General features: G+C 38.7%; 24 protein-coding genes. 21 read left to right on the forward strand and 3 right to left on the reverse strand.

Translation table 11 applies throughout. The features are described 5' to 3' along the window. Window positions 1-49 precede the first annotated feature (49 nt). Window positions 50-589, forward strand: coding sequence for a hypothetical protein (locus tag GN157_RS14105; RefSeq protein ID WP_157484156.1), 540 nt, complete (start codon window positions 50-52; stop codon window positions 587-589). A 172-nt stretch (window positions 590-761) separates the two neighbouring features. Further along, window positions 762-1274 carry a hypothetical protein gene (locus tag GN157_RS14110; RefSeq protein ID WP_157484157.1) on the forward strand — a complete coding sequence of 171 codons (513 nt, stop codon included), beginning with the start codon at window positions 762-764 and terminating at the stop codon, window positions 1272-1274. Window positions 1275-1383: 109 nt separating this feature from the next. Here the strand turns inward: GN157_RS14110 and GN157_RS14115 are convergent, their stop codons facing one another. Then, window positions 1384-1734: a hypothetical protein gene (locus GN157_RS14115; protein WP_157484158.1), complete on the reverse strand. Its 351-nt coding sequence runs from the start codon at window positions 1732-1734 to the stop codon at window positions 1384-1386. Beyond that, window positions 1734-2708, reverse strand: a complete 975-nt coding sequence (locus GN157_RS14120) for a polyprenyl synthetase family protein (protein WP_157484159.1) — start codon at window positions 2706-2708, stop codon at window positions 1734-1736. The genes GN157_RS14115 and GN157_RS14120 overlap by 1 nt, the downstream gene beginning before the upstream one ends. Window positions 2709-2851: 143 nt before the next feature. On the opposite strand from GN157_RS14120, the gene GN157_RS14125 reads away from it, so the two are divergent. The 8 genes from GN157_RS14125 to GN157_RS14160 all read left to right on the forward strand — a co-directional run bounded on the left by GN157_RS14125 (window position 2852) and on the right by GN157_RS14160 (window position 14894). Then, the gene (locus tag GN157_RS14125; RefSeq protein WP_157484160.1) at window positions 2852-3451 is read left to right on the forward strand and encodes a TetR/AcrR family transcriptional regulator; all 600 of its coding nucleotides are present in this window, start codon (window positions 2852-2854) and stop codon (window positions 3449-3451) included. A gap of 80 nt (window positions 3452-3531) precedes the next feature. Further along, a complete protein-coding gene (locus GN157_RS14130; protein ID WP_157484161.1) occupies window positions 3532-4125 on the forward strand; it encodes a TetR/AcrR family transcriptional regulator in 594 nt (197 codons plus the stop codon). A 29-nt stretch (window positions 4126-4154) separates the two neighbouring features. Continuing rightward, window positions 4155-5528, forward strand: a complete 1374-nt coding sequence (locus tag GN157_RS14135) for a TolC family protein (RefSeq protein WP_157484162.1) — start codon at window positions 4155-4157, stop codon at window positions 5526-5528. A gap of 19 nt (window positions 5529-5547) precedes the next feature. After that, entirely contained in the window at window positions 5548-6705 is a 1158-nt protein-coding gene (locus GN157_RS14140) for an efflux RND transporter periplasmic adaptor subunit (RefSeq protein WP_157484163.1), read from the forward strand. Between the two features lie 23 nt (window positions 6706-6728). Further along, window positions 6729-10187, forward strand: coding sequence for an efflux RND transporter permease subunit (locus GN157_RS14145; RefSeq protein ID WP_157484164.1), 3459 nt, complete (start codon window positions 6729-6731; stop codon window positions 10185-10187). Between the two features lie 266 nt (window positions 10188-10453). Then, entirely contained in the window at window positions 10454-12892 is a 2439-nt protein-coding gene (locus GN157_RS14150; RefSeq protein WP_157484165.1) for a TonB-dependent receptor, read from the forward strand. A gap of 64 nt (window positions 12893-12956) precedes the next feature. After that, window positions 12957-13688 carry a DUF4198 domain-containing protein gene (locus tag GN157_RS14155; protein WP_157484166.1) on the forward strand — a complete coding sequence of 244 codons (732 nt, stop codon included), beginning with the start codon at window positions 12957-12959 and terminating at the stop codon, window positions 13686-13688. 12 nt (window positions 13689-13700) lie between these two features. Beyond that, window positions 13701-14894: a PepSY-associated TM helix domain-containing protein gene (locus tag GN157_RS14160; RefSeq protein ID WP_157484167.1), complete on the forward strand. Its 1194-nt coding sequence runs from the start codon at window positions 13701-13703 to the stop codon at window positions 14892-14894. Window positions 14895-15018: 124 nt separating this feature from the next. Here GN157_RS14160 and GN157_RS14165 read toward each other — a convergent pair whose 3' ends face one another. After that, a complete protein-coding gene (locus tag GN157_RS14165) occupies window positions 15019-15372 on the reverse strand; it encodes a toxin-antitoxin system YwqK family antitoxin (protein ID WP_157484168.1) in 354 nt (117 codons plus the stop codon). Window positions 15373-15558: 186 nt separating this feature from the next. Here GN157_RS14165 and GN157_RS14170 point away from each other — a divergent pair, with 186 nt between their 5' ends. The 11 genes from GN157_RS14170 (at window position 15559) to nuoH (ending at window position 26464) form a co-directional block, all read left to right on the forward strand. Beyond that, window positions 15559-16977 (forward strand): hypothetical protein, encoded by a 1419-nt coding sequence (locus tag GN157_RS14170; RefSeq protein WP_157484169.1) that lies wholly within the window; start codon window positions 15559-15561, stop codon window positions 16975-16977. A gap of 73 nt (window positions 16978-17050) precedes the next feature. Beyond that, window positions 17051-18796: an aspartate--tRNA ligase gene (aspS, locus tag GN157_RS14175; protein WP_157484170.1), complete on the forward strand. Its 1746-nt coding sequence runs from the start codon at window positions 17051-17053 to the stop codon at window positions 18794-18796. A 357-nt stretch (window positions 18797-19153) separates the two neighbouring features. Further along, window positions 19154-19348 carry a cold-shock protein gene (locus GN157_RS14180; RefSeq protein WP_035135311.1) on the forward strand — a complete coding sequence of 65 codons (195 nt, stop codon included), beginning with the start codon at window positions 19154-19156 and terminating at the stop codon, window positions 19346-19348. A gap of 296 nt (window positions 19349-19644) precedes the next feature. Further along, on the forward strand, window positions 19645-20013 hold the full coding sequence (locus GN157_RS14185; RefSeq protein ID WP_035135313.1) for an NADH-quinone oxidoreductase subunit A: 369 nt from the start codon (window positions 19645-19647) through the stop codon (window positions 20011-20013). A gap of 53 nt (window positions 20014-20066) precedes the next feature. Continuing rightward, window positions 20067-20618, forward strand: a complete 552-nt coding sequence (locus GN157_RS14190; protein WP_035135315.1) for an NADH-quinone oxidoreductase subunit B — start codon at window positions 20067-20069, stop codon at window positions 20616-20618. 6 nt (window positions 20619-20624) lie between these two features. Continuing rightward, window positions 20625-21161 (forward strand): NADH-quinone oxidoreductase subunit C, encoded by a 537-nt coding sequence (locus tag GN157_RS14195; protein ID WP_157484171.1) that lies wholly within the window; start codon window positions 20625-20627, stop codon window positions 21159-21161. 13 nt (window positions 21162-21174) lie between these two features. Beyond that, window positions 21175-22410, forward strand: coding sequence for an NADH-quinone oxidoreductase subunit D (locus GN157_RS14200; RefSeq protein WP_157484172.1), 1236 nt, complete (start codon window positions 21175-21177; stop codon window positions 22408-22410). Between the two features lie 5 nt (window positions 22411-22415). Next, window positions 22416-22940, forward strand: coding sequence for an NADH-quinone oxidoreductase subunit NuoE family protein (locus GN157_RS14205; RefSeq protein ID WP_035135321.1), 525 nt, complete (start codon window positions 22416-22418; stop codon window positions 22938-22940). A 21-nt stretch (window positions 22941-22961) separates the two neighbouring features. Beyond that, entirely contained in the window at window positions 22962-24329 is a 1368-nt protein-coding gene (gene nuoF / locus GN157_RS14210) for an NADH-quinone oxidoreductase subunit NuoF (protein ID WP_157484173.1), read from the forward strand. Between the two features lie 57 nt (window positions 24330-24386). Beyond that, complete coding sequence (locus GN157_RS14215; RefSeq protein WP_157484174.1) at window positions 24387-25430, forward strand: 2Fe-2S iron-sulfur cluster-binding protein; 1044 nt, start codon at window positions 24387-24389, stop codon at window positions 25428-25430. Window positions 25431-25432: 2 nt separating this feature from the next. Then, window positions 25433-26464: an NADH-quinone oxidoreductase subunit NuoH gene (nuoH, locus tag GN157_RS14220; protein ID WP_157484175.1), complete on the forward strand. Its 1032-nt coding sequence runs from the start codon at window positions 25433-25435 to the stop codon at window positions 26462-26464. Window positions 26465-26489: the final 25 nt, after the last annotated feature.

Genomic DNA, 26489 nt, shown 5'->3' on the forward strand with positions numbered 1-26489 from the left:
TCAGCGTTTTTTATATATTTATATTCATAAACCTACAACCTTTACCAACATGAAATCAGGCTTTTTGAGTTTTTTAACAAAAACGGGCATCGCAATGGCTTTTTGCCTTACATGCATAAGCGCCAAAGCCCAAAATAATAGTGATTTTTGGAGCAGGGTACGTTTTGGCGGTGCTATTGGTGCTTCCTTCGGAAATAACTATACCGATGTTACTCTTGCACCGGGTGCATTATATGAAGTTAACGAGTATTATGGCGTTGGTTTATCCCTACAGGGAACCTATGTACAACAAAAGGATTTTTATGAATCGTGGATGTATGGAGGATCAATAATAAACGTTTTTAACCCTATCCCGCAAATACAAATTTCTGCCGAACTGGAACAACTAAGGGTAAACCTTGATTTTGACGAGAGATATACCGATTTTTACGGTAATCAGGACAGGGATTTTTGGAATACCGCACTGTTTTTAGGAGCAGGTTACCGTGCTCAAAATGTAACCTTTGGCATTCGCTACAATGTACTGTTTAACGACAACGACTATGTTTACAGTGAAGCATGGATGCCTTTTATAAGGGTTTATTTTTAATAACCCCTTATTATGCAGGCATGATTATGCAAATACAATTTAAATAGTTTTATTTGCAACCGAAAACCAACAAAACCACACCATGATAATATTCGGGTCTGTCCGCAAGGAAATCGGGCGGGGAAAAATAAGAACAACCTGCATTAACTGCCAGGAGCCAAATACAATTAATATGTTCATAGTACAACGCTATGCACATATATACTATATTCCGTTTTTCCCTACAGAGAAAAAAGCCTTTTCAGAATGCTCGGGTTGCAACCATTTTTTACATGAAATACAATTCTCCGAAAAATACAAAAACGGCCTTAAAGAGATAAAGTCTCAAATTAAAACTCCGCTATGGATGTATACAGGTCTTGGCATTATTGCTTTGATTATTATAGCCGTTTTCATTTCCGGTAAACAAAACGATTCAGAAAACGCCGAGCTTTTATTATCCCCACAAAAAGGAGATATTTATGAGATTAAACTTCCTGACAACCAGTACACCATTTACAAAGTAGACAAAGTAGAAGGCAACACTGTGTATTTTTTTGAAAATGAATACATGACCGACAGGTTAAACGGCGTTGAAGAACTTTCACAAAAACCATTTACCACAGAAAGTTATCCGGTTATGAAAACCGACCTTAAAGTGATGCTGGAGAATGGTGAAATTATAGATATAGAAAGACCGGAATAAAGCTCCCAAAAAACAGCGCAAAGGGCGAAGAAAATAATCTACAAAGACTTAATTTACGAAATGAAAAAAATAGACACTATCAGTTTTATACAGGAAACCAACGATTACCTTAAAACCTGTTTCTAAACCATACCTTTTGCCATTCCCTTTTAAGTATCAGGAATGCTACCTGTTCGGCCAGTTCGTTTAGATCGCCACCATTAAGGCTTTTTATTTCTTTTTCAGGAACATCTATTATATAAAGCAGGTTAAGGTATTCGCCAAATTTATACTGAATAAGCTTATACACCTTTTCATGTAACTCCATTTTAATGTTTATAGGAGTAATGGCTACATCAAAATCTACCGGTTCGTTTGCCAGTGCAAAGTCCTTATTAATCTGCTCAACCAGTTTAACATAAAGTGATTCTTTCTGTGCTTCAGAAAGTAGTAAATCAGTATTGACAGGGGCTATGTACATTATACCTTACGTTGCATTAAATTTTCACCAAAAGCCCTAAGCATGGCTTTTTTACTATCATCAATATCCAGTTTTTCCAGCATATCAAATGCTTTAAGCGTATACTCCTCTATAGCTTTTTTGGTTTGGGCATCAGCTCCGCTTGTGGTAAAAATATTCTTTACTATCTCTACCTTTTCATCACTGTTTTCCGGCTGCAGGCAAAACAACTCTTTAAGCTGCTCTTTACCAGCATCGTCACCGTGGTGCAACGCCATTAAATAAAGGTACGTTTTTTTGTTTTCAATAATATCTCCGCCTACCTGCTTACCAAAAGTTTCGGGGTCACCAAAAGCATCCAGATAATCGTCCTGTAACTGGAAGGCAATACCCAGATTTCGGCCAAAGTCATAAATCAAATCGGCATTTTCCTGAGAGGTGTTTGCCACTATAGCACCCATTTTCATGGCTGCACCTACTAACACAGCTGTTTTGTATTCAATCATTTTAAGATATTCGGGAACAGTTACATCATTCCTTTCCTCAAAATCAACATCCCACTGCTGCCCTTCACACACCTCAAGCGCTGTTTTACTAAATAGCTTTGCCAAATCACGGAAAGTTTCCGGCTCGTAAGCCTCAAAATAACGGTATGCCATTATAAGCATGGCATCGCCAGAAAGGATAGCGGTGTTGGTGTTCCATTTTTCATGCACGGTTTCCTTACCTCTTCTTAGTGGGGCATCGTCCATAATATCGTCATGTACCAGCGAGAAATTATGAAAAATCTCAACTGCTACTGCTGCTGGCAGGGCTTCTTTGCAGTCGGCATTAAAAATTTCGGCAGCCATTAAGGTAAGCACCGGGCGCATTCTTTTACCTCCTAATGATAAAATGTAAGCTGCGGGCTCATATAAATTAACCGGATCTTTAACTACTGAAAGTGCATTGAAATAATCTGAAATTACCTGCTGATAGTGCGATATAGCTTGCATGAAATATTTTTTTTGCTAAAGTAAACCCTTTCAGTTTTTTAACCAAGCATTATTTTTTTGAGAAAATTTTACAAAAAAAACTATGGAAACTTTTTTGGTTTTAAAAGTTTCCTTTATATATTTGCGCCATCTTAATGCATTGAATGAGAGACACTATATTAAAAAAAGCAAACGAAATGTTTCTTGCCTATGGTTTTAAAAGCGTTACCATGGACGACATTGCGACTGAGCTGGGTATATCTAAAAAAACAATATACCAGCACTTTGCAAACAAAAACGACCTGGTAGAAGCCTGCACGCTTGAGCTGTTTGAAAACATATCATGTGGCATAGATAACATTAGGGAGCAGGGAAAAAACTCTATTGAGGAAATTTTCATTATACGTGATTTTATGATGCAGCAGCTTAGAAACGAAGATGCCTCACCATTTTATCAGTTACAAAAATTTTTCCCTAAAATATTTTCCTGCCTGCATAAAAAGCAGTTTGATAAAATGAATGGATGTATGATGGATAACCTGAAAAAAGGCATTGAGCATGGGCTTTACAGAGATGAACTGGACATAGACTTTATATCCAGGTTATACTTTACCGGATTAACGGGTGTAAAAAACAGCGATGTTTTCCCTACAGACCAGTACAGCATACCCGATACCACAAAAAAATTCCTTGAATATCATTTAAGGGCTATAGTCACACCAAAAGGATTAAACATACTGGAAGGTTTGATAAAAACCGATTAAATAAAATTTAACATAAAAGTTTGTTACAAACAGCCTACTTTTGCGTTAACAAAAATGTCAAACATTAAAGTTAAACAAATATGTCAATACAAGAAATAGACATAGACACCGAAGAGTTGATTAAAGAAACCGCCAAAAAGATATTTTTTGGCGAAGGTCGTTTTAAGGCCACAACACAGGAGATTGCCGATGCAGCAGGTGTAAACAGGACGTTGATAAACTATTATTTCAGATCCAGAAATAATCTCTTTGAAATTGTTTTTGAAGATGCACAAACAAAAGAGATTTCTATTGCAGAACAGATTATTTTTTCTGACCTGCCTTTTCACCAAAAGATAGAAAAGTACCTGGACCTGTTTTTTGAACAGGCAAAAAAGTACCCTTATCTGGAAATATACATGGTTACACAAATGAACCAGGGAAGTTGCTTTAAAGACCCCGATACCATGAACAGGATGCTGGATAAATTTTATCTGGAAATAGCTTTAGAGATGGAAAAAGGTAACATAGCCAAAATGAGGCCTGAGCAGTTTATGCTAAATCTTATATCGCTTACCTCCTTCCCTGTTTCCATGCGACCACTGTTGCAGGAAAGCATGGGCATGAGCAATGAAGCTTACGACGTACTTGTAGACGAGCGTAAGAAAGTAGTAATGGATACCCTTTTTAAATAATAATCATCAAATCAATTAACACAGTTAGTATGGAGAAAATCATCAATTCTTTAAACGGTAAAGCCCTAAAGCGTTTTGCTGCTGCATTGATTCTCTTGTCTGTACTCCCTTCACAGGCACAGGAAGAACCCCAAAGCTATTCCTTTAGCCTTAACGAGGCAATACAGCATGCCATGGAATATAACTACAAGGTTATAAACTCGGGCAGGGATATAGAAGCTGCAAACAAGAAAAAATGGGAAACCATTGCAACGGGTTTACCACAAATTAGCGCAAGCGGTAATTACCAGTACAATTTCGAGCTGCAAAAGTCGGTTGTACCTGCCGAATTCTTCGGTGGTAACCCGGGCGAATTTGTAGAAGTAGCCTTTGGTACAAAGCATTCGGTAGATGCTAAGGCTACACTTAATCAGCTGATTTTTGACGGAACATACATAGTAGGCCTTAAAGCGGCAAGGGTATATCTGGACTACTATGAAAGCTCCAAGCAAAAAACAGACATCGATGTAAAAGAACAGGTTATTAACGCTTACGGTAATGTATTGCTGCTGGAAGAAAGTGTTCGCATTCTTGAAAAGAACAAGGAGACGCTGGAAAAAAACTACCATGAAACCAACGAGAGTTTTAAAAACGGACTATCGGAAGAGGAAGACGTAGAGCAAATTTCCATTACACTTGCTACCGTTAACAGTTCCCTTAAAAACACAATAAGGGTAAGGGAAATTTCCCTTAATATGCTTAAAATAATATTAGGCATAGAACTAAACGACCAGCTTGCTCTTACCGATAATCTGGAAGACCTGACCACAGAAAACCTTGATATTACCATAGCGGCAGAAGGTTTTAATGTAGAACAGAATATTGACTACAAACTGGGACAGATAAATACCATCCAGAAAGAGCTTTTAATGAAGCAGGAAATGAGCAAAGCACTGCCTACCCTTTCTACAAATCTTGCTTTTGGTTACAACGGCTTTAATGACAGCTTTGACTTCCTTCAGAGAAACCAGCAGTGGTTAAACTATTCGTACTTAGGGTTAAGCCTTAACGTACCTATTTTCAGCAGTCTTGGCCGTAGTGCAAGAACACAGCAGGCAAGAATCGCTTTAGAGCAGGCAAAAACACAACAGGAAGAGCTGGAGCAAAACCTTAAACTGGAATACCAGCGTGCTAAAAGTGAGTATGAGTACAGTATTGAAGAATACTTTACCTCAAAAAACAACCTGAGACTTGCAGAACGTATAGAGAACAAACAACAAATAAAATTTAAAGAAGGTTTATCCAGCAGTTTTGAGTTTACCGAAGCACAACGCCAGTTGTATTCGGCACAGCAAAGCTTTCTGGAGTCAATGACCGAAGTAATAAACAAAAGGGCTGCCCTTGAAAAACTAACCGCACAATAAAACACCTAAAATTTAAGAGATGAAAAAATTAGCATATATCACTACACTATCCCTTATGATGTTTTCATGCGGGGAAAAGAAGTTAAACGTAGACGAGGTCGTTGAGACCAATGATATAAAAAAAATAAGGGAAGCACGCGAACAGGTGCAAACCGAATATGATAAACTGGCTGCCGATCTTGCCAAAATAGATACAGCTATCGATTCGCTTGACCCTAACAGGAGCCGTGTACTGGTTAGAACCATAACCGTTAAAGACACATCGTTTGTACACTATATAGAAATACAGGGTAATGTAGATACTAAGCAAAACATACTTATCTACCCTGAAATATCAGGTATACTGCAACAGCTTAATGTAAAAGCAGGGCAAAAAGTATCTAAAGGACAGGTGCTGGCAAGAATAGACGATGGCGGTATTAGCGCACAACTGGCGCAGGCACAGGCGCAGTTAAGCCTGTCACAAACTACTTTTGACAGACAAAAAAGACTTTGGGATCAAAAAATAGGTAGTGAAATACAATACCTACAGGCTAAAACCTCACTGGAAAGTCAGCAAAAAGTGGTAGACCAGCTTCAGTCACAATTAAACAAATCGGTAGTAAGAGCTCCGTTCACAGGAACTATAGACGAGGTAATGACCGAAAGAGGTAAAGTTGTAGCTCCGGGTCAGGAACTGTTCAGAATAGTAAACCTTGGCGACATGTATGTTACGGCTACTGTGCCTGAAACCTATTTAAGTCAGCTAAAACTTGGCGCTCCTGTAGAAGTACACCTTAACGCTATTGGTAAAACCTATAAAGGTAAAGTACGTCAGGTAGGTAACTACATCAACCCTAATAACAGAACTTTTGGTATTGAGGTAGCACTTCCAAACCCTGATAATCTGTTACGTCCTAACCAGGTAGCCGTACTTAAAATTGAAGATTACAAAACCGATACTGCCCTATTGCTTCCTGAAACAATCATTCAGCAAAAAGCAGGCGGAAGACTTGTGGTATACAGCTTAGACAAATCGAACAAAGAAGAAATCAAGGCTGTTGAGAAAACCATTGAAACCGGTTATACTTCAAAAGGTTATGTTGAGATCAAATCGGGCATCAAAAAAGGCGACGAAATTGTTACCGATGGTGCTAAGAGTATTAAAGAAGGCTCAACTGTAGAAATCATTAAATAAAACCAACTCATAATACAACCAAGATGAGTAAAAAAATAGAGAAAAGTTTCGGTATTTCCACCTGGGCCATTAACAATAAAATGACCGTTTATGTTATCACGGCTATTTTATTTCTGGGCGGACTTATCTCCTACTATTCCATGCCAAGGGAAAGCTTCCCTGAAATTAAGGAGACCAAGATATATATAAGCTCCATAAATCCCGGCAACTCTGCTGAGGATGTGGAGAAACTGATAACCAAACCCCTTGAAGACGAGTTTAACAACATATCGGGGGTTACAAAAATCACCTCAAACACACTGGAAGACTATTCCATGGTACTGGTGGAGTTTGATGAGGATATTACTGTTGAAGATGCCAAGCAAAAAATAAAAGACAAGGTAGATAAGGTAAAAGCTGATACTGAGTGGCCAACCCTTGACGGTGGTGCTAAAGTAGAGCCAAACGTTTTTGACCTTAATATTGCCGAAGAGACTCCAATACTAAACGTTAACCTTACGGGTGACTTTACATCGGAGAAACTAAAGGAGTTTGCCGAATATCTTGAAGACCACATAGAAAGGCTTCCGCAAATTAAAGAAGCTGCTATTCGCGGTGCAGAAGACAAAGAGGTTGAGATTGCTGTAGACATTTACAAAATGGCATCGGCAAAAGTAAGCTTTGACGATATTATCAATGCCGTTAAATACGAAAACAAAACCATATCTGGCGGTAGTGTAACGCTAGACGGTATCAAGAAAAACATTAGGGTAATTGGTGAAATAAGTGATCCGGCACAGCTTAACAATATTATAGTTAAGCATCAGGATGGTAAGGTATACCTTAAAGATATAGCCGAAATTACCTTCAAAGAAAAAGAAAGAACCACTTATGCCAGGGAATATGGCAACCCTGTAGTTATGCTTGATATTAAAAAGCGTAGCGGTAAAAACATGGTTGAAGCTGTAGACGGTGTTAAAGAGATTATCAGTAAAGCTCAGGCAAACTATTTCCCTAAAGGACTTAACATTACCTATGCTAACGACCAGTCTACAAGAACTATTGCACAGGTAGACGACCTTGTAAACAACATCATTTTTGGTGTGGTACTGGTAGTTGTGGTACTTATGTTTTTTCTTGGGTTACGCAATGCTATCTTCGTAGGTATAGCTATCCCGTTATCCATGTTCATGTCATACATGATATTGGCAGCACTGGGTATTACCCTAAATACCATGGTACTTTTTGCCCTTGTAATGGGACTGGGTATGCTGGTAGATAACGGTATTGTGGTGGTAGAAAACGTATACTCGCTTATGAGCCAGGGTATGTCGCGCAAAAAAGCGGCTATTGAGGGTATTGGTGAGATTGCATGGCCTATTATTGCCTCTACCGCAACTACGCTTGCAGCCTTCTTCCCGCTTGGTTTATGGCCGGGTACTATGGGTAAATTCATGATCTATTTCCCTATGACGCTTTCTATCGTACTGGGTTCATCTCTGTTTGTGGCACTGGTTATCAACGCGATGTTCACTTCAGACTTTATGAGACTTGAAGAGAAAGAGATGCCTAAAAAGAAAATGATACTAATTAGTGCCATTATCGGGGGTATAGGCTTGCTAACCCTAATAGGAGGTTTCTCTACAGGATCAGGAGCATTAAAAGGTATGGGTAACCTTATGCTGTTCTTTGTAATCATGATGTGGGTATACAAGTACTTCCTGCTTAAGCGTATGGACAAGTTCCAGAGAAACAGTTTGGTTTGGCTTGAAAACAAATACCAAAACTTCCTTGACTTTGCACTTACAGGCTACAGGCCACGTTTGTTCTTTCTAGGTACCTTCGGTATACTTATCGCATCATTTATTGCTGTTGGTGTAAGTCAGCCTAACGTATTATTCTTCCCGGAAAACCAGCCTAACCAGATTATGGTTTATATAGAGTTCCCGGAAGGTACAGATATTAAAAAGACCGATGCCTTTACCAAAATAATTGAAGAAAAAGTATATAAAATTGCCAAACAATATGTGGAAGACGGCAGCAACTACATGGTAGAAAGTGCTATTGCACAGGTAGGACAGGGTGCCGGAAACCCACAAACCGACGGCGGAAGTGAAAATGATATGCCTCACAGAGGTAAGGTTACCCTTACCATGACCGAGTTTAAGTACCGTAAAGGTATAAACAGTCAGGATGTGATGGATAAAATCAGGGAGGCTGTAAAAGGTTATGCAGGAGTATCGGTAATTGTAGAAAAGGAACAAAACGGTCCGCCGGCAGGTTACCCGGTTAACATAGAGATTACCGGAGAGGATTATGACCAGATGCTTGCTGAGGCAGAGCAACTGAAAGCCTTTATTAATACCAAAAACATCGCTGGTATTGAAGAACTTAAAATAGATGTAAACAAACAAAAACCGGGAGTAGATATCACGGTAGATATTGATAAAGCGGGTCAGCTTGGTATTACATCAAGCCAGGTAGGACAAACCCTTAGACGATCTATTTATGGTGAAAAAATATCGACTTACAAGGAAGGGAAAGATGACTATGAAATTAATGTAAGGCTGGAGGAAGATCAGCGTAATGACAATGCTGTTCTTTACAATCAGCCGGTAACATTCAGAAATCAGGCAAACGGACAACTGGTACAGGTACCAATATCTGCCATAACCGATGCTAAGAATTCTGTTACCTTTAATACTATAAAAAGAAAAAACCTTAAAAGGGTAATCACTGTTTACTCTAACGTTACCACTGGCTATAACGGTAACGACATTGTAGCACGAATCAAAAAGGAACTGGCAACCTACAAAATGCCAAGCGATATAACTTATGCCTTTACAGGAGAGCAGGAAGAGCAGTCTAAAAACATGGGCTTCCTTGTTAAAGCACTTCTTATTGCACTGGGTGGTATTGTACTTATCCTTGTGGCACAGTTTAACTCGGTTTCCAAACCTATTATCATCATGACATCGGTATTACTGAGCTTTGGTGGTGTGTTCTTCGGTATGGTATTCCTTGGCGATGACTTCGTGATTATCATGACCATGATGGGTATTATATCCCTTGCGGGTATTGTGGTAAATAACGCCATTGTACTTATTGACTATACCCAGCTCCTTATTGACCGTAAACTGGCCGAAAAAGGAATGGATAAAGATGAGTTACTTACTAAAGAAGAGTATAAACAACTTATTGTAGAAGGTGGCCGAAGCCGTTTAAGACCAGTACTTTTAACGGCAATTACAACCGTACTGGGGCTTGTACCGCTGGCAATAGGACTTAACATTGACTTCTTTAACCTGTTTATTGAATACAATCCAAAAATATACCTGGGTGGTGATAACGTAATCTTTTGGGGACCACTGGCTAAAACCGTTATCTACGGTTTGATATTCGCCACGTTCCTTACCCTGGTTATTGTACCGGTTATGTTCTTTATGCTACAGAAAATCAAAATCTGGCTTAAGAAAAAACCTGCTGAACCTACCCTTCATTAATACTCAATTATATATTTTTTAAATAGCCTAACAGTCTTGTTAGGCTATTTTTTTGCTTTTACGCTTCAAAAAAGCTCTTATATCCCTGTTAATATTTAACCCATAGCTCGGTTTTTTTTCACTCCTTTCAAAAAAAGGACTAATTTTTTAATTATAATAAATCTAAATAAGTGATTTTTACATTTATTTAGAATAATTAAAAATAATTTGTTTGATAGTATATTGGCAAGTACTTTTGTGCCCATAACAAATACCCATTACAAACAATGAACAACTCAATATTAAAGCAATTACTGTTTTGCTTCGTTTTAATGTGTTCGGTAGCTGTATCGGCACAGGAAAGAGCCAAAATAAACGGTACAGTAACTTTAAGCGGAAACACCCCGGCCGAAAATATTTCGGTTGTGCTTAAAGGTTCTTCATTTTCTGCTGTAACCAATTCGGCAGGTAAATACGAAATCAAAAACATCAAACCGGGTACTTATGTACTTCGTGTTTCTGCCATCGGTATCACTCCTGTAGAGGAAAACATTACTCTTGAGGCAGGACAAACCATAACAAAAAGCTTTACCTTATCTGAAAGCCTTGAAGAGCTTAACGAAGTGGTAATTGATGGTAAAGGAAATAAGTTTACCAAAACACAAAGCAGGGTAGTTTCTAAAATGCCTTTAAAGGATATAGAAAACCCTCAGGTATACAACGTTATTACTAGCGAGCTTTTAAAAGAGCAGGTAGTTACAAATTTTGACGATGCTCTTAAAAACGCACCGGGTATAGATAAACTTTGGGAATCTACAGGCCGTGGTGGTGATGGTGCAGGTTATTTCTCTTTAAGAGGATTTGCTGTACAACCAACAATGGTTAACGGTTTACCAAGCATTACAAACGGTAGTCCTGATCCCGCTAATATGGAAAGTATTGAAGTTATAAAAGGCCCTTCGGGAACTTTATTTGGTAGCTCACTTATTTCTTATGGTGGTTTAATTAACGTAAATACTAAAAAGCCATATAATTACTTTGGCGGAAACATGTCGTACACTGCTGGTACTTACGGATTAAACCGTTTCACTGTAGATGTTAACACTCCGCTAAACGACAGTAAAAATGCGCTTTTCCGTTTAAACGCAGCTTATCATACAGAAAACAGTTTCCAGGATGCAGGATTCAAAAAATCACTTTTTGTAGCACCGTCTATCTCTTACAAAGTGAACGACAAACTGTCTTTCCTTGTTAATACTGAATTTTACAACGGTAAAAGCACTAATCAAACAATGCTTTTCCTTGACCGAGGAGCTGAACTTAGAGTTCATGACATGAACGAATTAAAATACGACAGTAATCGTTCGTACACCGGTAACGACTTATATATGGAGACACCTACTTTCAGTATACAGGGACAAATGTCTTACAAAATATCTAATGAGTGGACATCTCAAACCGTATTCTCAAGAACATCGGCTAAATCAGACGGATACTACTCATATTTATATGAAGGTACTCAATACACTCCGGTAACCGAAGGTATAGTACTTAACCGTTACATCAGCAAACAAAACTCTGAAACCTACGGTACAGATATTCAGCAAAACTTTATTGGTGACTTTACTATCGGAGGCCTTAGAAACAGAATGGTTGTAGGTTTTGACTACTTTAACAGAAATGTAGTAAATAATAGTAGTCCTTATGTAACTAATGGTATGATATACATTGGTAACAATCTGGCGCAATTTAATGAGCTTGTACTGGGTATAACAAATCCTCTTGATTATAAAGATGAAACCGGTGTACTTAATCAGGCAGGTACTGATGCTCTTTTAGGAAACAGTCAAATCAATCCTTTAAAAACCACTCAGGAAATATTTAGTGCATATGCTTCTGATGTAATTAACATTACTCCTTCCCTATCGGCTATGTTAAGTTTAAGGGTAGACCGTTTTGCAAACAAAGGTAACCTTAGCACTAAGGCAGACGATTATAACCAAACAGCACTTTCTCCAAAATTCGGGTTAGTATACCAGCCTATTCTTGACAAAGTATCTGTTTTCGCTAACTACATGAACGGATTTAGTAATGTTGCTCCTATAATAGGCGATCAAACATTTACTTTTGATCCAGAACAGGCTAACCAGTTTGAAATAGGTACTAAATTAAACCTAATAAACAATAAAGTAACAGCTACATTAAGTTACTACGATATAAAAGTAAGTAACACTGTTATACAGTTAGCCGCTAACGAATATACTCAGGGTGGAGAACGCTACAGCAAAGGTTTTGAAGCCAGTGTAGTAGCAAGCCCTGTAAACGGACTTAACATTATTGCAGGTTACAGCTATAACGACAGCTTACTTGAAACTGCCGGAGTAAGTGATGACTTTGCAGGAAGAAGACCGGAAAGTGCAGGTCCGCAAAACATGGCAAACCTTTGGGCAAGCTATAAGTTTACTACAGGTAAACTAAACGGTTTCGGTCTTGGATTTGGTGGTAACTACGGTAGTGAGAACAAAATATTTAACCGTAACGCTGCTGGTACATTCACACTTCCGGAATATACTGTGTTAAATGCATCTGTTTTCTATAATGCAGAAGCCTTTAGCATTACCCTTAAAATGGATAACATTACAAATAAGGAATACTTTAAAGGTTGGTCTACAATCAGCCCGCAAAAACCAAGAATTTTTGCTGCTAACCTAACGTATAACTTCTAAGAAATAATAACAAAACAATCCCCTTCCTGTAATAGAAGGGGATGTTTTAATTTACATAAACACCATGAAAAAATCAGTTTTATTATTGTTATTGCTTTTGGTTTCGGCAAACTCTTTCGCACATTTCATGTGGGTAGAAACCGCTATGAAAGGTAAAGTAAACCAAAAACAGGAAGTAAAGGTTTATTTTGGCGAATATACCTATGGTATGATTGAAGAAGTAAACGGCGAGGCGTTTAATAAAATGAAAAAGTTTACGGTATGGGTTGTGGCTCCAAACGGAGAAAAACAACAACTTGAAATGAAAGCCGGAGAAACTTTTTACAGCGGTTACTTTACGCCAAAGGCAAACGGTACGCATACTGTAGTGCTTAATAATAATGAAATTGATGTGGTAGATTATACTCAGTATGACTTCGGGATATTTAAAACCCATTACCACTCTGTAGCAAAAGTGGAAGTAGGCAATAAAACTGCCGAAACTGCCGCTATAAACCCTGAAGGACTTACAATTGTTGATCTTACTAAAAAAGTACATACTGAAAAAGGTGAAACTGTTTTAAAAGTACTATACAAAGGCCAGCCGGTAAAAGAACAGGAAGTAACTGTTTTTATTTCTGACCTATGGTCTAAAAAAGTATATACTGATGAAAAGGGTGAAATCCGTTTTACATTACCGTGGAACACAAAGTACATTCTTGAGGTAACCCGCAAAGAAGAAGTACCGGGAAGCTACAACGGACAGGATTATCAATTTATATGGCATTGTGCCACTTATGCAATCCCTCTTGGATAAAAATAAAGCCTGATGAGTAAGCAGAAAGGTAAAAAGAAAAAAGGTTTTAAACACTGGGTTGGTAAAGCCCATTCATGGCTCGGATTAGCATCCGGGCTCATTGTTTTATTGCTGTCGGTAACAGGATGCATTTATGTTTTTAGCCAGGAAATAAACGGAGCTATTAGAAAAAGTGAAATTTATGTGCCTGAAATAAAGCAAACACGCCTGCCTGTAAGCCAGCTTTGGAATGAAACCCAAAAAACACTGGGCGATTCCATAAAAATAAACAGGGTTGATGTATTTAACAATCCCGAAAAATCGGTACGTTTCTTTTGTTATAAAGGAGCTGCCGAAAAAAACTCCATATTCTATTTCAGGAATATAGACTATTACTATACAGTATATACCGACCCATATACGGGTAAAGTACTGGGCATTTACGATGAAAAGAAAGACTTTTTCAATATCATTAAAATGCTACACTGGAGCCTGTTACTTGAAACCGAAATAGGACAGCCCGTAGTAGGCTGGGCTACCTTTATTTTTGTGATAATGCTTATTACAGGTATTATACTATGGTGGCCTAAAAATAAGGCTGCCCGCAAACAGCGCTTTAAATTTCAGTGGAAAGACAGTACCCAATGGCGTCGCAAAAACTATGACACCCATAACATACTGGGCTTTTATATATCTACCATAGCGGTAATAATTGCCTTTACAGGTATGGTTTGGGCCTTTACTTGGTTTCAGGCTATAGTATATGTTGCCGGATCGCAAAGCCTTACTCCTCCCGAGGTTAAAAGGGAACAATCAGTATTCGTGGAAAAAAGCGATAAAGATGCTGCCCTTGATATTGCCAGCGAAATAACCCGCCAAAGGCACAATACTGCCGATGCTTTCGGGTTAAGTAAAGCTGCCGACTCTACAGGGGTTGTTAATGCTTATGTACAGCAGTATGAAGGCGTGTATTATGTAAACCATCAGTTGCAGTTTGACCAGTACACCGGGAAGCTGTTAAACGAAAGGCTGCATGATGAAAAAAACTTTGGTGAAAAACTTATAACAGCCAATTATGATATCCACGTAGGAGCGATTTTAGGCATCCCCGGTAAAATAATTGCCTTTATCGCCAGCTTTATAAGTGGCCTGTTACCTATTACCGGTTTCCTTATATGGTGGGGGCGTAAAAACAAAAAAGCAAAGTCTGCTAAGACTAAAAACTAAAGTTATATAAAAACCACCTTTCCACAATCTTAGTAGATTGGTAAGTGATTAGTGTATTCTATTTTTACAAAAAAGGCTGTAAGTAGTAAACTTACAGCCTTTTCTCAATAAATAAATCAACGACTTATTTATTTACAACTACAGCTTCTTTAGACCACTTTTTAATATCTGCGATCCTGCTGTCTGTATAATCTACCTCATTAAGGATAGATCCGGTCCAAAAGAACCATTTTCCTGTTTTCATTCCATTAGTGTACTCACCTATTGCCTGCTTTGTTCCGTCTTCATTATAAGCCACCCATGTTCCGTGAAGCTTACCGTCTTTATTATAAGAACCTTCTTTTTTTACTTGTCCGTTATCATAATAAAAAGTAGCTTTAACTGTTTGGCTTTCTAATTCATATTTTGGCTTTACGTTTTCCTGTGCTGAAATTAAACCTGCTGATAATAGCATCCCGGCAATAATAATCTTTCTCATATCAGTTTTGTGTTTATATTTACCATTTATATATACGAATATACAAAATAATTTTACATTAAATATACATTGAGTTAACAATTTGGTAACATTGGATTAAAATTTAACATACAGGCTATGTGTATTTTACACCAAAAGCTGCATAAATACTATATTTGCCGCACATTTTATTAACACCTACCAATAATGAAAAAATTTTACCTGTTTTTGCTTTTTATCAGCGTTTCTATGTTTGCATCAGACATTCATAAATTTAAACTAAATGATAACCAAAAACTGGAATCAACCTACTCGGGTACAATTAACCAGTCTACATTCCATTGTGCGATAATTAAGAATAAAGACAACGGTAATTATGAAATTATAACATATTACCTTAATGAATTACAGCAAACAGTAAAACTGGATAATACTTCTTTTAGTTTTGAGCCTTCAATAATTGCACATCACAAGTATGGAGATACCCTTACGGTTATAAGCCATAAAAAAGATAATTTATCAGTAATTCGATACAACTTAAAGAGTAAAACCGCAAACGTAGAAACCATTGAGTTTGACAATGTAAGAAACACTCTCTCTCTTGCTGACAAAACCATACTTATAAGTTATAAACATTTTCGTAAAGATTTTTCGATTACAGAAATAAGTAATGCAGGTATACACACAATCGATATATCTGTAAATGAAAATTTAGCCAATCGTTATGCTCCTAATTTCTTTTTAGAAGCCCCGGTAGCTATTACATCCCTTGAGTTTATTGAAAACGGGCCTGCTACAGTTAGCAAATGCTATTATACAGGTAACCACTATATAGTAACTAAAGACAATAAATATAGTGGTAAAATTACCGCTATGATAGTAGATATAAAATCAGGTAATGTAGATTTTGTAAACTACATGAATAAACCACACAAACAGAAAAATATTACATCATTCCTATCAAACGGAATACTCTTTACTCTTGCAGGTACAAAAGACAATTTGATTTTTAAAACCTTTGATTTATTTACAGGGGAAGAAGGTGTATTTATGGAACTAAGCAACGAGCTTTCTTCTTTCTTGCCGGAAGGCATCACCACCGAAGAGTATGCAAAAGAAGCTAAAAGAGGCTTGATGAAGCCTACACTTACTGTAAATAAAGCCGGTAGCAACTATGCAATAAGGATAGATATTGTAGATACCCAGTCTTATCAGTATGACAATTACTGGTTTCATAACTGGATGTGGAATCAAAATAATAATGAATTGATGTACAATACACAACAGAGTATGAGATCTTCAGTACCTAAATTTGGTCCTAACCCGGTTTACTATGACAGCTTTATTACAAACTATAAAGAAGATAGTAAATATGCGTTTACATTCTTTTTAGACAAAAATCTTACTATTTTAAAGGAAACCAACTTACAAACTGATTACATAAATCCTAATAAAGATAAATACCTAACACCTATCTTTAAAAACAAATCTTATAAGGATATTGCTCCGGCACTTACTAATACTGAACTAAGATATATTTGCTTTGACAAAAAAACCGGTGAAATAGTAATAGCCGGTGAAAAAATAGAAAACACCACTACAACAAACGAGGCGAAGTCAAAATAATTTATTTTGCTTCATAAGTATAAGCATTTTTGGTAATTGTTTCTAAATTTGCACTCTAAAATTAATTGAGATAATGTATAGAAGTCATAATTGTGGAGAGCTTAATGCTTCACATATCAACCAGGAAGTAACTCTAGCAGGATGGGTACAAAAAACGCGTAACAAAGGTTTCCTTATCTGGACCGACCTTAGGGACCGTTATGGCGTAACACAGTTAATATTTGACGAAGCCAGAACCCAGAAAGATGTTTTTGAACTTGCCGAAACCTTAGGACGTGAATTTGTAATTCAGGTAAAAGGTACCGTTATAGAGCGTGAGTCTAAAAACCCTAACATGGCTACAGGAGATATCGAGATCCTGGTTAAAGAACTTACTATACTTAACGCAGCACAGGTACCTCCTTTCACTATTGAGGATGAAACCGATGGTGGTGAAGATATCAGGATGAAATACCGTTACCTGGATATTCGTCGTAATCCGGTTAAAAACAGCCTTCTTTTCCGTCATAAAGTAGCAATGGAGGTAAGAAATTACCTTTCTGCACAGGGCTTTATAGAGGTAGAAACACCTGTACTTATAAAATCAACTCCCGAAGGAGCGCGTGACTTTATCGTACCATCAAGAATGAACGAGGGTCAGTTTTATGCACTTCCGCAATCGCCACAAACCTTTAAGCAGTTGCTTATGGTAGGTGGTATGGATAAATATTTCCAGATTGTTAAATGTTTCCGTGACGAAGATCTTCGTGCCGACAGACAGCCTGAGTTTACACAAATTGACTGTGAAATGGCATTTGTGGAGCAGGAAGACATTATGCAGGCTTTTGAAGGACTTGCAAGCCACCTTTTAAAAGAACTTAAAGGAGTGGAAACAGGCGCTTTCCCTAGAGTGACTTATGACGAAGCCATGAGAAAATACGGTAACGACAAACCGGACATCCGTTTCGGGATGGAGTTTGGCGAGCTTAACGAAGTAGCACAACACAAAGATTTCGGCGTGTTTAACAGCTCTGAACTTGTAGTGGGTATTGCCGTACCGGGCGGAGCAGCTTACACACGTAAAGAAATCGATGCACTTATTGACTGGGTAAAACGTCCACAGGTAGGCGCCAGCGGTATGGTATATGTAAAATGTGAAGAAGGTGGTACTTACAAATCATCTGTAGATAAGTTTTACGATCAGGAAGACCTTAAAAAATGGGCAGAAATTACCGGAGCCAATGCCGGAGACCTTATATTAGTACTTTCGGGCGATGCCTTTAAAACACGTACACGCTTAAGCGCCTTACGTATGGAACTGGCAACACGCCTTGACTTAAGAAAACCGGATGAGTTTGCTCCACTTTGGGTTGTAGACTTCCCGTTATTAGAGTGGGACGAGGATAGTGAAAGATTCCACGCTATGCACCACCCGTTCACATCGCCAAAACCGGAAGACATTCCGTTACTGGAAACCAATCCGGGTAAAGTAAGAGCAAACGCTTATGACCTTGTATTAAACGGTAACGAAATAGGCGGTGGTTCTATCAGGATACACGATAAAGATGTACAGGCACTTATGTTTAAACACCTTGGATTTACAGATGAAGAGGCGAAAGCACAGTTTGGATTCCTTATGGATGCATTCCAATATGGTGCACCACCACACGGCGGACTAGCATTTGGTTTTGACAGACTTGTAGCGATACTTGGCGGACAGGAAACAATCAGGGACTTTATTGCATTCCCTAAAAACAACTCGGGTCGTGATGTAATGATCGATGCTCCGTCTGTAATCAACAATGCACAACTGGAAGAACTTCACATTAAGCTGAAGTAATTTCAACACCTATAAACAGATACTTAAATCCGGGGTTATCATATAATAACCCCGGATTTTCTTTTTTTTAATACTTTTACATCGTAAAAACTTCCCTATCATTATCGCAAAAACAAAACCTTAATATTAAAATAAGGCACAATTATGGCCTTAAAAATATTAACAATTCTGCAAACAATACCTTAAAGACTAACGCAATTAACTTAATAGTTAACTGGTATTTTCAACTTTAATTTTAAAATTTCTTAACAAAGGAGGATAAATAAAAAAAACTTCAAATTTTTTTAACATTTTTCCTTTGCCATGTCATAATTAAGATTACCTTTGAGTTATTATTAATTTTTTTATATTACCCTTATGCGCACAGGCAAAGTAAAATTTTTCAATGAATCTAAAGGTTACGGTTTCATTGTAGACGACGAAACAGGCAATGAAATTTTTGTTCATGCTACCGGAATCAACGTAGAGAATCTTCGTGAAGGAGATAAAGTAAGCTACGAAGAAGAAGAAGGAAGAAAAGGTAAAGTAGCAGCTAAAGTTGCTATTATTTAATATACTTGAATTATTAAATTACCTCTTACAAAGGCTTAAAGCTGCTCTGGTGAGCAGCTTTTTTTATTGCATAATTCCCAGTAAAAACACAGTTTTTTAATCCTTTCTTTAAGATATAATTAACATAAAAACCCTGTTTTTAGTAATTCGACATACACAGCAAAAATAGTCTTTTCTTATTTTTATTCGTTCTAAATAAAAATTAGCCATATACAACTCCATCAATCGGCAAATCCTTTAAATAGTTCACACAGGACATGTATATTTGTGAATTGATTTAATAAAAAGACCCGATTATGCAATCTTCAACTCAGGTAGATTTCTATCCTATATTAATGCAAACCCTACTGGCGGTAGGCTTTGTGGCTACAACCATTGCTGTATCAAACTTTTTAGGACCTAAAAGGAGCTCCATAAACAAAGACAAAAACTTTGAGTGTGGTGTAGAGTCTGTAGGTAACGCACGTATTCCTTTCTCTGTAAAGTACTTCCTGGTAGCTATCCTGTTTGTATTGTTTGACGTAGAGGTAATATTTATGTACCCTTGGGCTGTTAACTTCCGTGAAATGGGATTTGAAGGCTTCTACAAAATGGGTATCTTTATGACCCTGCTTGTTGTTGGGTTCTTTTACGTTATCAAGAAAAAAGGATTGGAATGGGAATAGTATCAGGTATGCTTTTTGTGGCATAATAACCTGATAATCAAAATTAAATTACTATGAGCAATTCATCAGATATAAAATTAGTAGACGCTCCTGAAGGAGTTCAGGGCGAAGGATTTTTTGCAACCAAACTAGACTCTGTAGTAGGTTTGGCACGTGCTAACTCATTGTGGCCTTTACCATTTGCAACTTCTTGTTGTGGTATTGAGTTCATGGCAACAATGGCATCACATTATGATGTGGCACGTTTCGGGTCTGAGCGTATGAGTTTCTCTCCGCGCCAGGCAGACATGCTGCTGGTTATGGGTACCATTGCCAAAAAAATGGCACCTATATTACGTCAGGTTTACGAGCAAATGAGTGAGCCAAGATGGGTAATCGCAGTTGGTGCGTGCGCATCGTCAGGCGGAGTATTCGATACTTATTCAGTACTGCAGGGTATTGACAAAGTAATTCCGGTAGACGTATATGTACCGGGATGCCCTCCAAGACCGGAACAGATTCTTGAAGGTATAATGAGCCTGCAGGAGATTGTAAAATCAGAATCGGTTAGACGAAGAAACTCTCCTGAATATAAAGAATTATTAGCTTCTTATAATATTTCATAAAGTAATATGGCTTTAGAAACAACTGTTATACAGGACAAGCTTACAAATAAATTTGGTGACAAGGTAACCGAATTTGTTCAGCAACATGATATACTATCCTTTGAGGTTGACTCCAACTCAATGAACGATGTAATGCGTTTTCTTAAAGAAGACGATACTTTACGCTTTAACTTCCTAACCGATATTTGTGGTGTACACTATCCTGATTTTGAGAAGGACAGACAGTTTGCCGTGGTATACCACATGCACAACTGGATGGACAATGTGCGTATTAGGTTTAAATGTTTCCTTAACGGAGATAAACCTGAGGTAGACACTGCCACAAACCTGTTTTTAGGGGCTAACTGGCAGGAGCGCGAAACGTATGACTTTTATGGTATTATATTTAAAGGTCATCCGCAGCTTAAAAGGATACTGAATATGGACGAGATGGAATCGTTCCCTATGAGAAAAGAGTTCCCTATGGAAGATGGCGGCCGTACCGATAAGGATGACCGTTTCTTTGGTAGGACAACCGATAATGCTAATAATAACCTGAAATAATTTTTGATATAAAATGTCAGACCTGTTATTACCACCAGAACATCGCTATGCCAAACAGATTGAGGAAAGGCGTAATGAAGACGGCAGCGAACTATCTGTACTAAACCTTGGGCCTACACACCCTGCCACACACGGTATTTTCCAAAACATCCTTTTAATGGATGGTGAAAGAATTCTTGATGGCGAAGGTACAGTAGGATACATACACCGTGCTTTTGAAAAAATTGCCGAAAACAGGCCGTTCTATCAAATTACTCCGCTAACAGACAGGATGAACTACTGTTCTGCCCCAATTAACAATATGGGTTGGTGGATGACATTAGAAAAAGCATTAGGTATAGAAGTACCTAAAAGAGTACAGTACCTAAGGGTTATTATTATGGAACTTGCCCGTATTGCAGACCATATTATATGTAACTCAGTACTTGGTGTAGATACAGGAGCCCTTACAGGTTTCCTTTATGTATTTCAGTACAGGGAAAAAATATACGAGATATACGAAGAGATATGTGGTGCCCGACTTACTACAAACATGGGACGCATAGGTGGATTTGAAAGGGACTGGAGCCCTGCCGCTTTTAAAAAGATCAACGAATTTATGGACGAATTCCCAAAAATTTGGGAAGACTTTGAAAACCTGCTTACACGTAACAGGATTTTTATGGACCGTACCATTAACGTTGGCCCTATTTCTGCCGAAAAGGCAATGAGCTATGGCTTTACAGGTCCTAACCTTAGGGCAGCGGGCGTAGATTATGACGTTCGTGTAATGCAGCCATACAGCTCTTACGAAGACTTTGAATTTAATGTACCGGTTGGTAAATCAGGAGATACTTACGATAGGTTCTGTGTGCGTAATGCAGAGGTTTGGGAAAGCCTTAAAATTATACGCCAGGCACTTGATAAGCTTCCTGAAGGACCTTACCATGCCGATGTACCGGACTATTACCTTCCTCCAAAAGAAGACGTTTACACTAATATGGAAGCGCTTATTTACCACTTTAAAATCGTTATGGGTGAAGTACCTGTACCGGTTACAGAAGTGTACCACCCTGTGGAAGGCGGTAACGGAGAACTTGGTTTCTACCTTATTACCGATGGTAGCCGTACACCATACAGATTACATTTCAGAAGGCCGTGTTTTATATACTACCAGGCTTTTAACGATATGATTAAAGGACAAATGCTGTCTGACGCAATTGCAACACTATCAAGCCTCAATGTTATTGCAGGCGAACTAGACGCTTAAGGATTATGGAAATTTCAAACGCAAAACAGGTTATCAATATAGATGCGCAACTTATGGAGCGCATCAACGAACTATTAAGCCACTACCCTGCCGATAAGAAAAAATCGGCATTGCTACCGGTACTTCACGAAGTACAGGATGCTCACGATAACTGGCTTAGTATAGAGCTTCAGGACAAGGTGGCCGAAATACTGGAAATTAAACCTATTGAGGTTTATGAGGTGGTTTCTTTTTACACCATGTACAACCAAAAGCCTATAGGCAAATACATGTTTGAATTTTGCAGGACTTCATGCTGTGCCATTCGCGGTGCCGAAAACCTTATGGATTACACCTGCGAAAAACTGGGTATTAAAGAAGGTGAAACCACTCCCGACGGTATGTTTACCGTAGTAGGTGTTGAGTGCCTTGGAGCATGTGGTTATGCACCAATGATGCAGCTGGGTGACTACTACAAGGAAAACCTTACCAAAGAAAAGGTAGACCAGATTATTGAAGATTGCAGGAACGGCAAAGTTAATTTACACTAGGACCATTATACCAAAGTAACAATGGGAATGAAAATATTATTAGAACACGCAAACGTACCGGGTATTAAAACCTACGAAGTATACCGCCAAAACGGAGGGTATCGCTCTGTAGAGAAAGCCATAAAAAGCATGACCCCGGATGAAGTTGTGGAACAGGTTAAAGCCTCAGGATTAAGAGGACGTGGAGGAGCTGGTTTCCCTACCGGACTTAAATGGAGCTTTATTGATAAAAAATCAGGAAAACCAAGACACCTGGTATGTAATGCCGATGAGTCTGAGCCGGGAACCTTTAAGGACCGTTACCTGATGGAGTACATCCCTCACCTGCTTATTGAAGGTATGATTACCTCAAGTTATGCACTGGGTTGTAACCTTTCTTACATCTATATACGTGGCGAATATATGTGGGTATTCCGCATATTGGAAAAAGCAATTAAAGAAGCCTATGCTGCTGGTTGGCTGGGTAAAAACATATTAGGTTCAGGTTACGACCTTGACCTGCACGTACACTGTGGTGCCGGAGCTTACATTTGTGGTGAGGAAACTGCACTTATTGAATCGCTTGAAGGTAAAAGAGGTAATCCAAGAATCAAACCTCCGTTCCCTGCGGTAAGCGGTTTATGGTCTAACCCAACAGTGGTAAACAATGTAGAGTCTATCTCTGCCGTGCCATGGATTGTAAACAATACCGGTGAGGAATATGCCAAAATAGGTATTGGGCGATCTACAGGAACAAAACTTATATCTGCTTCAGGTCACATTAAAAACCCTGGGGTATACGAAATAGAACTTGGCTTAAGTGTAGATGAGTTTATGAACTCTGACCAGTACTTAGGCGGTATGATGGACGACAGGCCGTTAAAAGCCTTAGTTCCGGGAGGTTCGTCGGTGCCAATCTTACCGGCAAATCTTATTTTTAAAAATGCCGAAGGCGGTGACCGTTTAATGAGTTACGAGTCGTTAAGCGAAGGCGGATTCCAGTCGGGATCTATGCTTGGTTCAGGTGGTTTCATAGTGTATAACGATACTACCTGTATTGTTCGCAACACCTGGAACTTCTCCCGTTTTTACCACCACGAAAGCTGCGGACAGTGTTCGCCATGTCGTGAAGGTACAGGATGGATGGAAAAAGTACTTCACAGAATTGAAACCGGTCACGGTCGTGAAGAAGATATTGAGCTGCTATGGGATATCCAGAGAAAAATTGAGGGTAACACCATTTGTCCGTTAGGAGATGCGGCAGCATGGCCGGTAGCGGCAGCTATTCGCCACTTTAGGGAAGAATTTGAATACCACGTTCGTTTCCCTGAAAAAATTAAAAACAGAGATCACTTTGTTGCCGAACCTTTTGAAAAGGTAAGACATCTGGTAGCAAAGCAGGAAATATAACTGAGTTATTAAGTTAAAGTCGAAAGTACCAGTAAACTTTCAAACCAAGGATACAAAATGAAAGTAACAATAGACGGTCAGGAAATAAATGTAGAACCGGGGACCACCATCCTGCAGGCTGCAAGAATGATAGGCGGAGAATCTGTGCCGCCGGCAATGTGCTACTACTCTAAACTAAAAGGTAGCGGTGGTAAATGCCGTTGCTGTTTAGTAGAGGTTTCTAAAGGTAGCGAAGCCGACCCAAGACCTATGCCTAAATTAATGGCATCGTGTGTAACCGGTGTTATGGACGGTATGGAGGTAAAAAGCATCTCTTCTGAAAGGGTGCTTGATGCCAGAAAATCGGTAACCGAATTCTTATTGATAAACCACCCGCTGGATTGCCCTATTTGTGACCAGGCAGGTGAATGTGACCTACAGAACCTAAGCTTTAAGCACGGTTCGGCTAAAACACGTTACATAGAAGAAAGAAGACGATTTGAGCCGGAAAACATTGGTGACAAAATTCAGCTTCACATGAACCGCTGTATTCTTTGCTACCGTTGTGTTATGACTGCCGATCAGCTTACTGATAACAGGGTACACGGTGTTGTAAACCGTGGTGACCACGCTCAGATTTCTACCTGTATCTCTAAGGCAATTGACAACGAGTTCTCAGGAAACATGATTGATGTTTGCCCTGTAGGAGCACTTACCGATAAAACATTCCGCTTTAAGCAAAGGGTATGGTTTAACAAACCGTTCAACGCGCACAGAGACTGTGACAAATGCTGCGGTAAAACTACATTGTGGATGTTTGGTAACGAAATTCAAAGGGTAACTGCCCGTAAAGACCAATACCACGAGGTAGAGGAATTTATTTGTAATGAGTGCCGTTTTGACCACAAAGATGTTAATGACTGGGTAATTGAAGGTCCTAGAAAATTCGAGAAAGATTCTGTAATCAACCAGAACAACTATACCCGAGAAATTGAACCAGTTAAAATTGATACCGAAAAGAACATTTTATTAGGTAGGGACAAAGACAGGAAGAAAATCAGTATGCCTGCCGTTCCGCTTAAGGAAAAAGAAGAAAAGGTATATAAAGAAGGTAACGTATAGATATGGAACAGACAATAGTAATAGAAAAAGGTATTTTTATTGTTATAATATTTGCCATCACCATGTTAATGGCAATGTATGCTACACTAGCCGAAAGAAAAATTGCTGCCTGGCTTCAGGATCGTATAGGGCCTAACCGTGCCGGTAAAGGTGGTATACTACAACCCCTTGCCGATGGTTTAAAACTTTTTGCCAAAGAGGAGTTTTTCCCTAATACACCAAACAGATTCCTGTTTATAGCAGGACCTGCCATATCTATGAGTACAGCATTAATGACGAGTGCCGTTATTCCGTGGGGCGATAAGCTTCACCTTTTCGGTCGCGACATTATCCTTCAGGCAACCGATATTAACGTTGCCATGCTGTTTATTTTTGCAGTATTATCCATTGGTGTTTATGGCATTATGATAGGCGGATGGGCTTCTAATAACAAGTTCTCCCTTATGAGTGCCATGCGTGCTGCTTCACAAATGATTTCGTATGAGGTTGCTATGGGACTTGCAATCATTGCTCTTGTAATGATGACAGGTACACTAAGCCTTCGTGAAATGGCTGCACAACAAAGCGGTATGAACTGGAATGTATTTTACCAGCCGGTAGGATTCCTTATATTCCTTGTATGTTCATTTGCCGAAACAAACCGTACTCCGTTTGACCTTGCTGAGTGTGAGGCCGAGCTTATTGGTGGTTACCACACTGAGTACTCTTCCATGAAAATGGGATTCTATCTTTTTGCAGAATATGCGAGTATGTTTATCTCCTCTACTATTCTTGCCGTACTTTACTTTGGGGCTTACAACTACCCGGGTATGCAGTGGGCAGAAGAGAACTGGGGTGTTAACATCGCTAACATTATAGGTATAGTGGTATTATTTGCCAAACTGTGCTTCTTCATATTCTTCTATATGTGGGTACGTTGGACAATACCAAGATTCCGTTATGACCAGCTTATGCGTTTAGGATGGCAAATGCTAATCCCGCTTGCCATAGCAAACATTGTAGTAACGGGAATAGTTATTTTGCTTACTCAGTAAGCTATTGATCTAGAGAAATTAATTG

The sequence above is a fragment of the Flavobacterium rakeshii genome, from assembly GCF_009741375.1.
GTDB classification, from domain to species: domain Bacteria; phylum Bacteroidota; class Bacteroidia; order Flavobacteriales; family Flavobacteriaceae; genus Flavobacterium; species Flavobacterium rakeshii.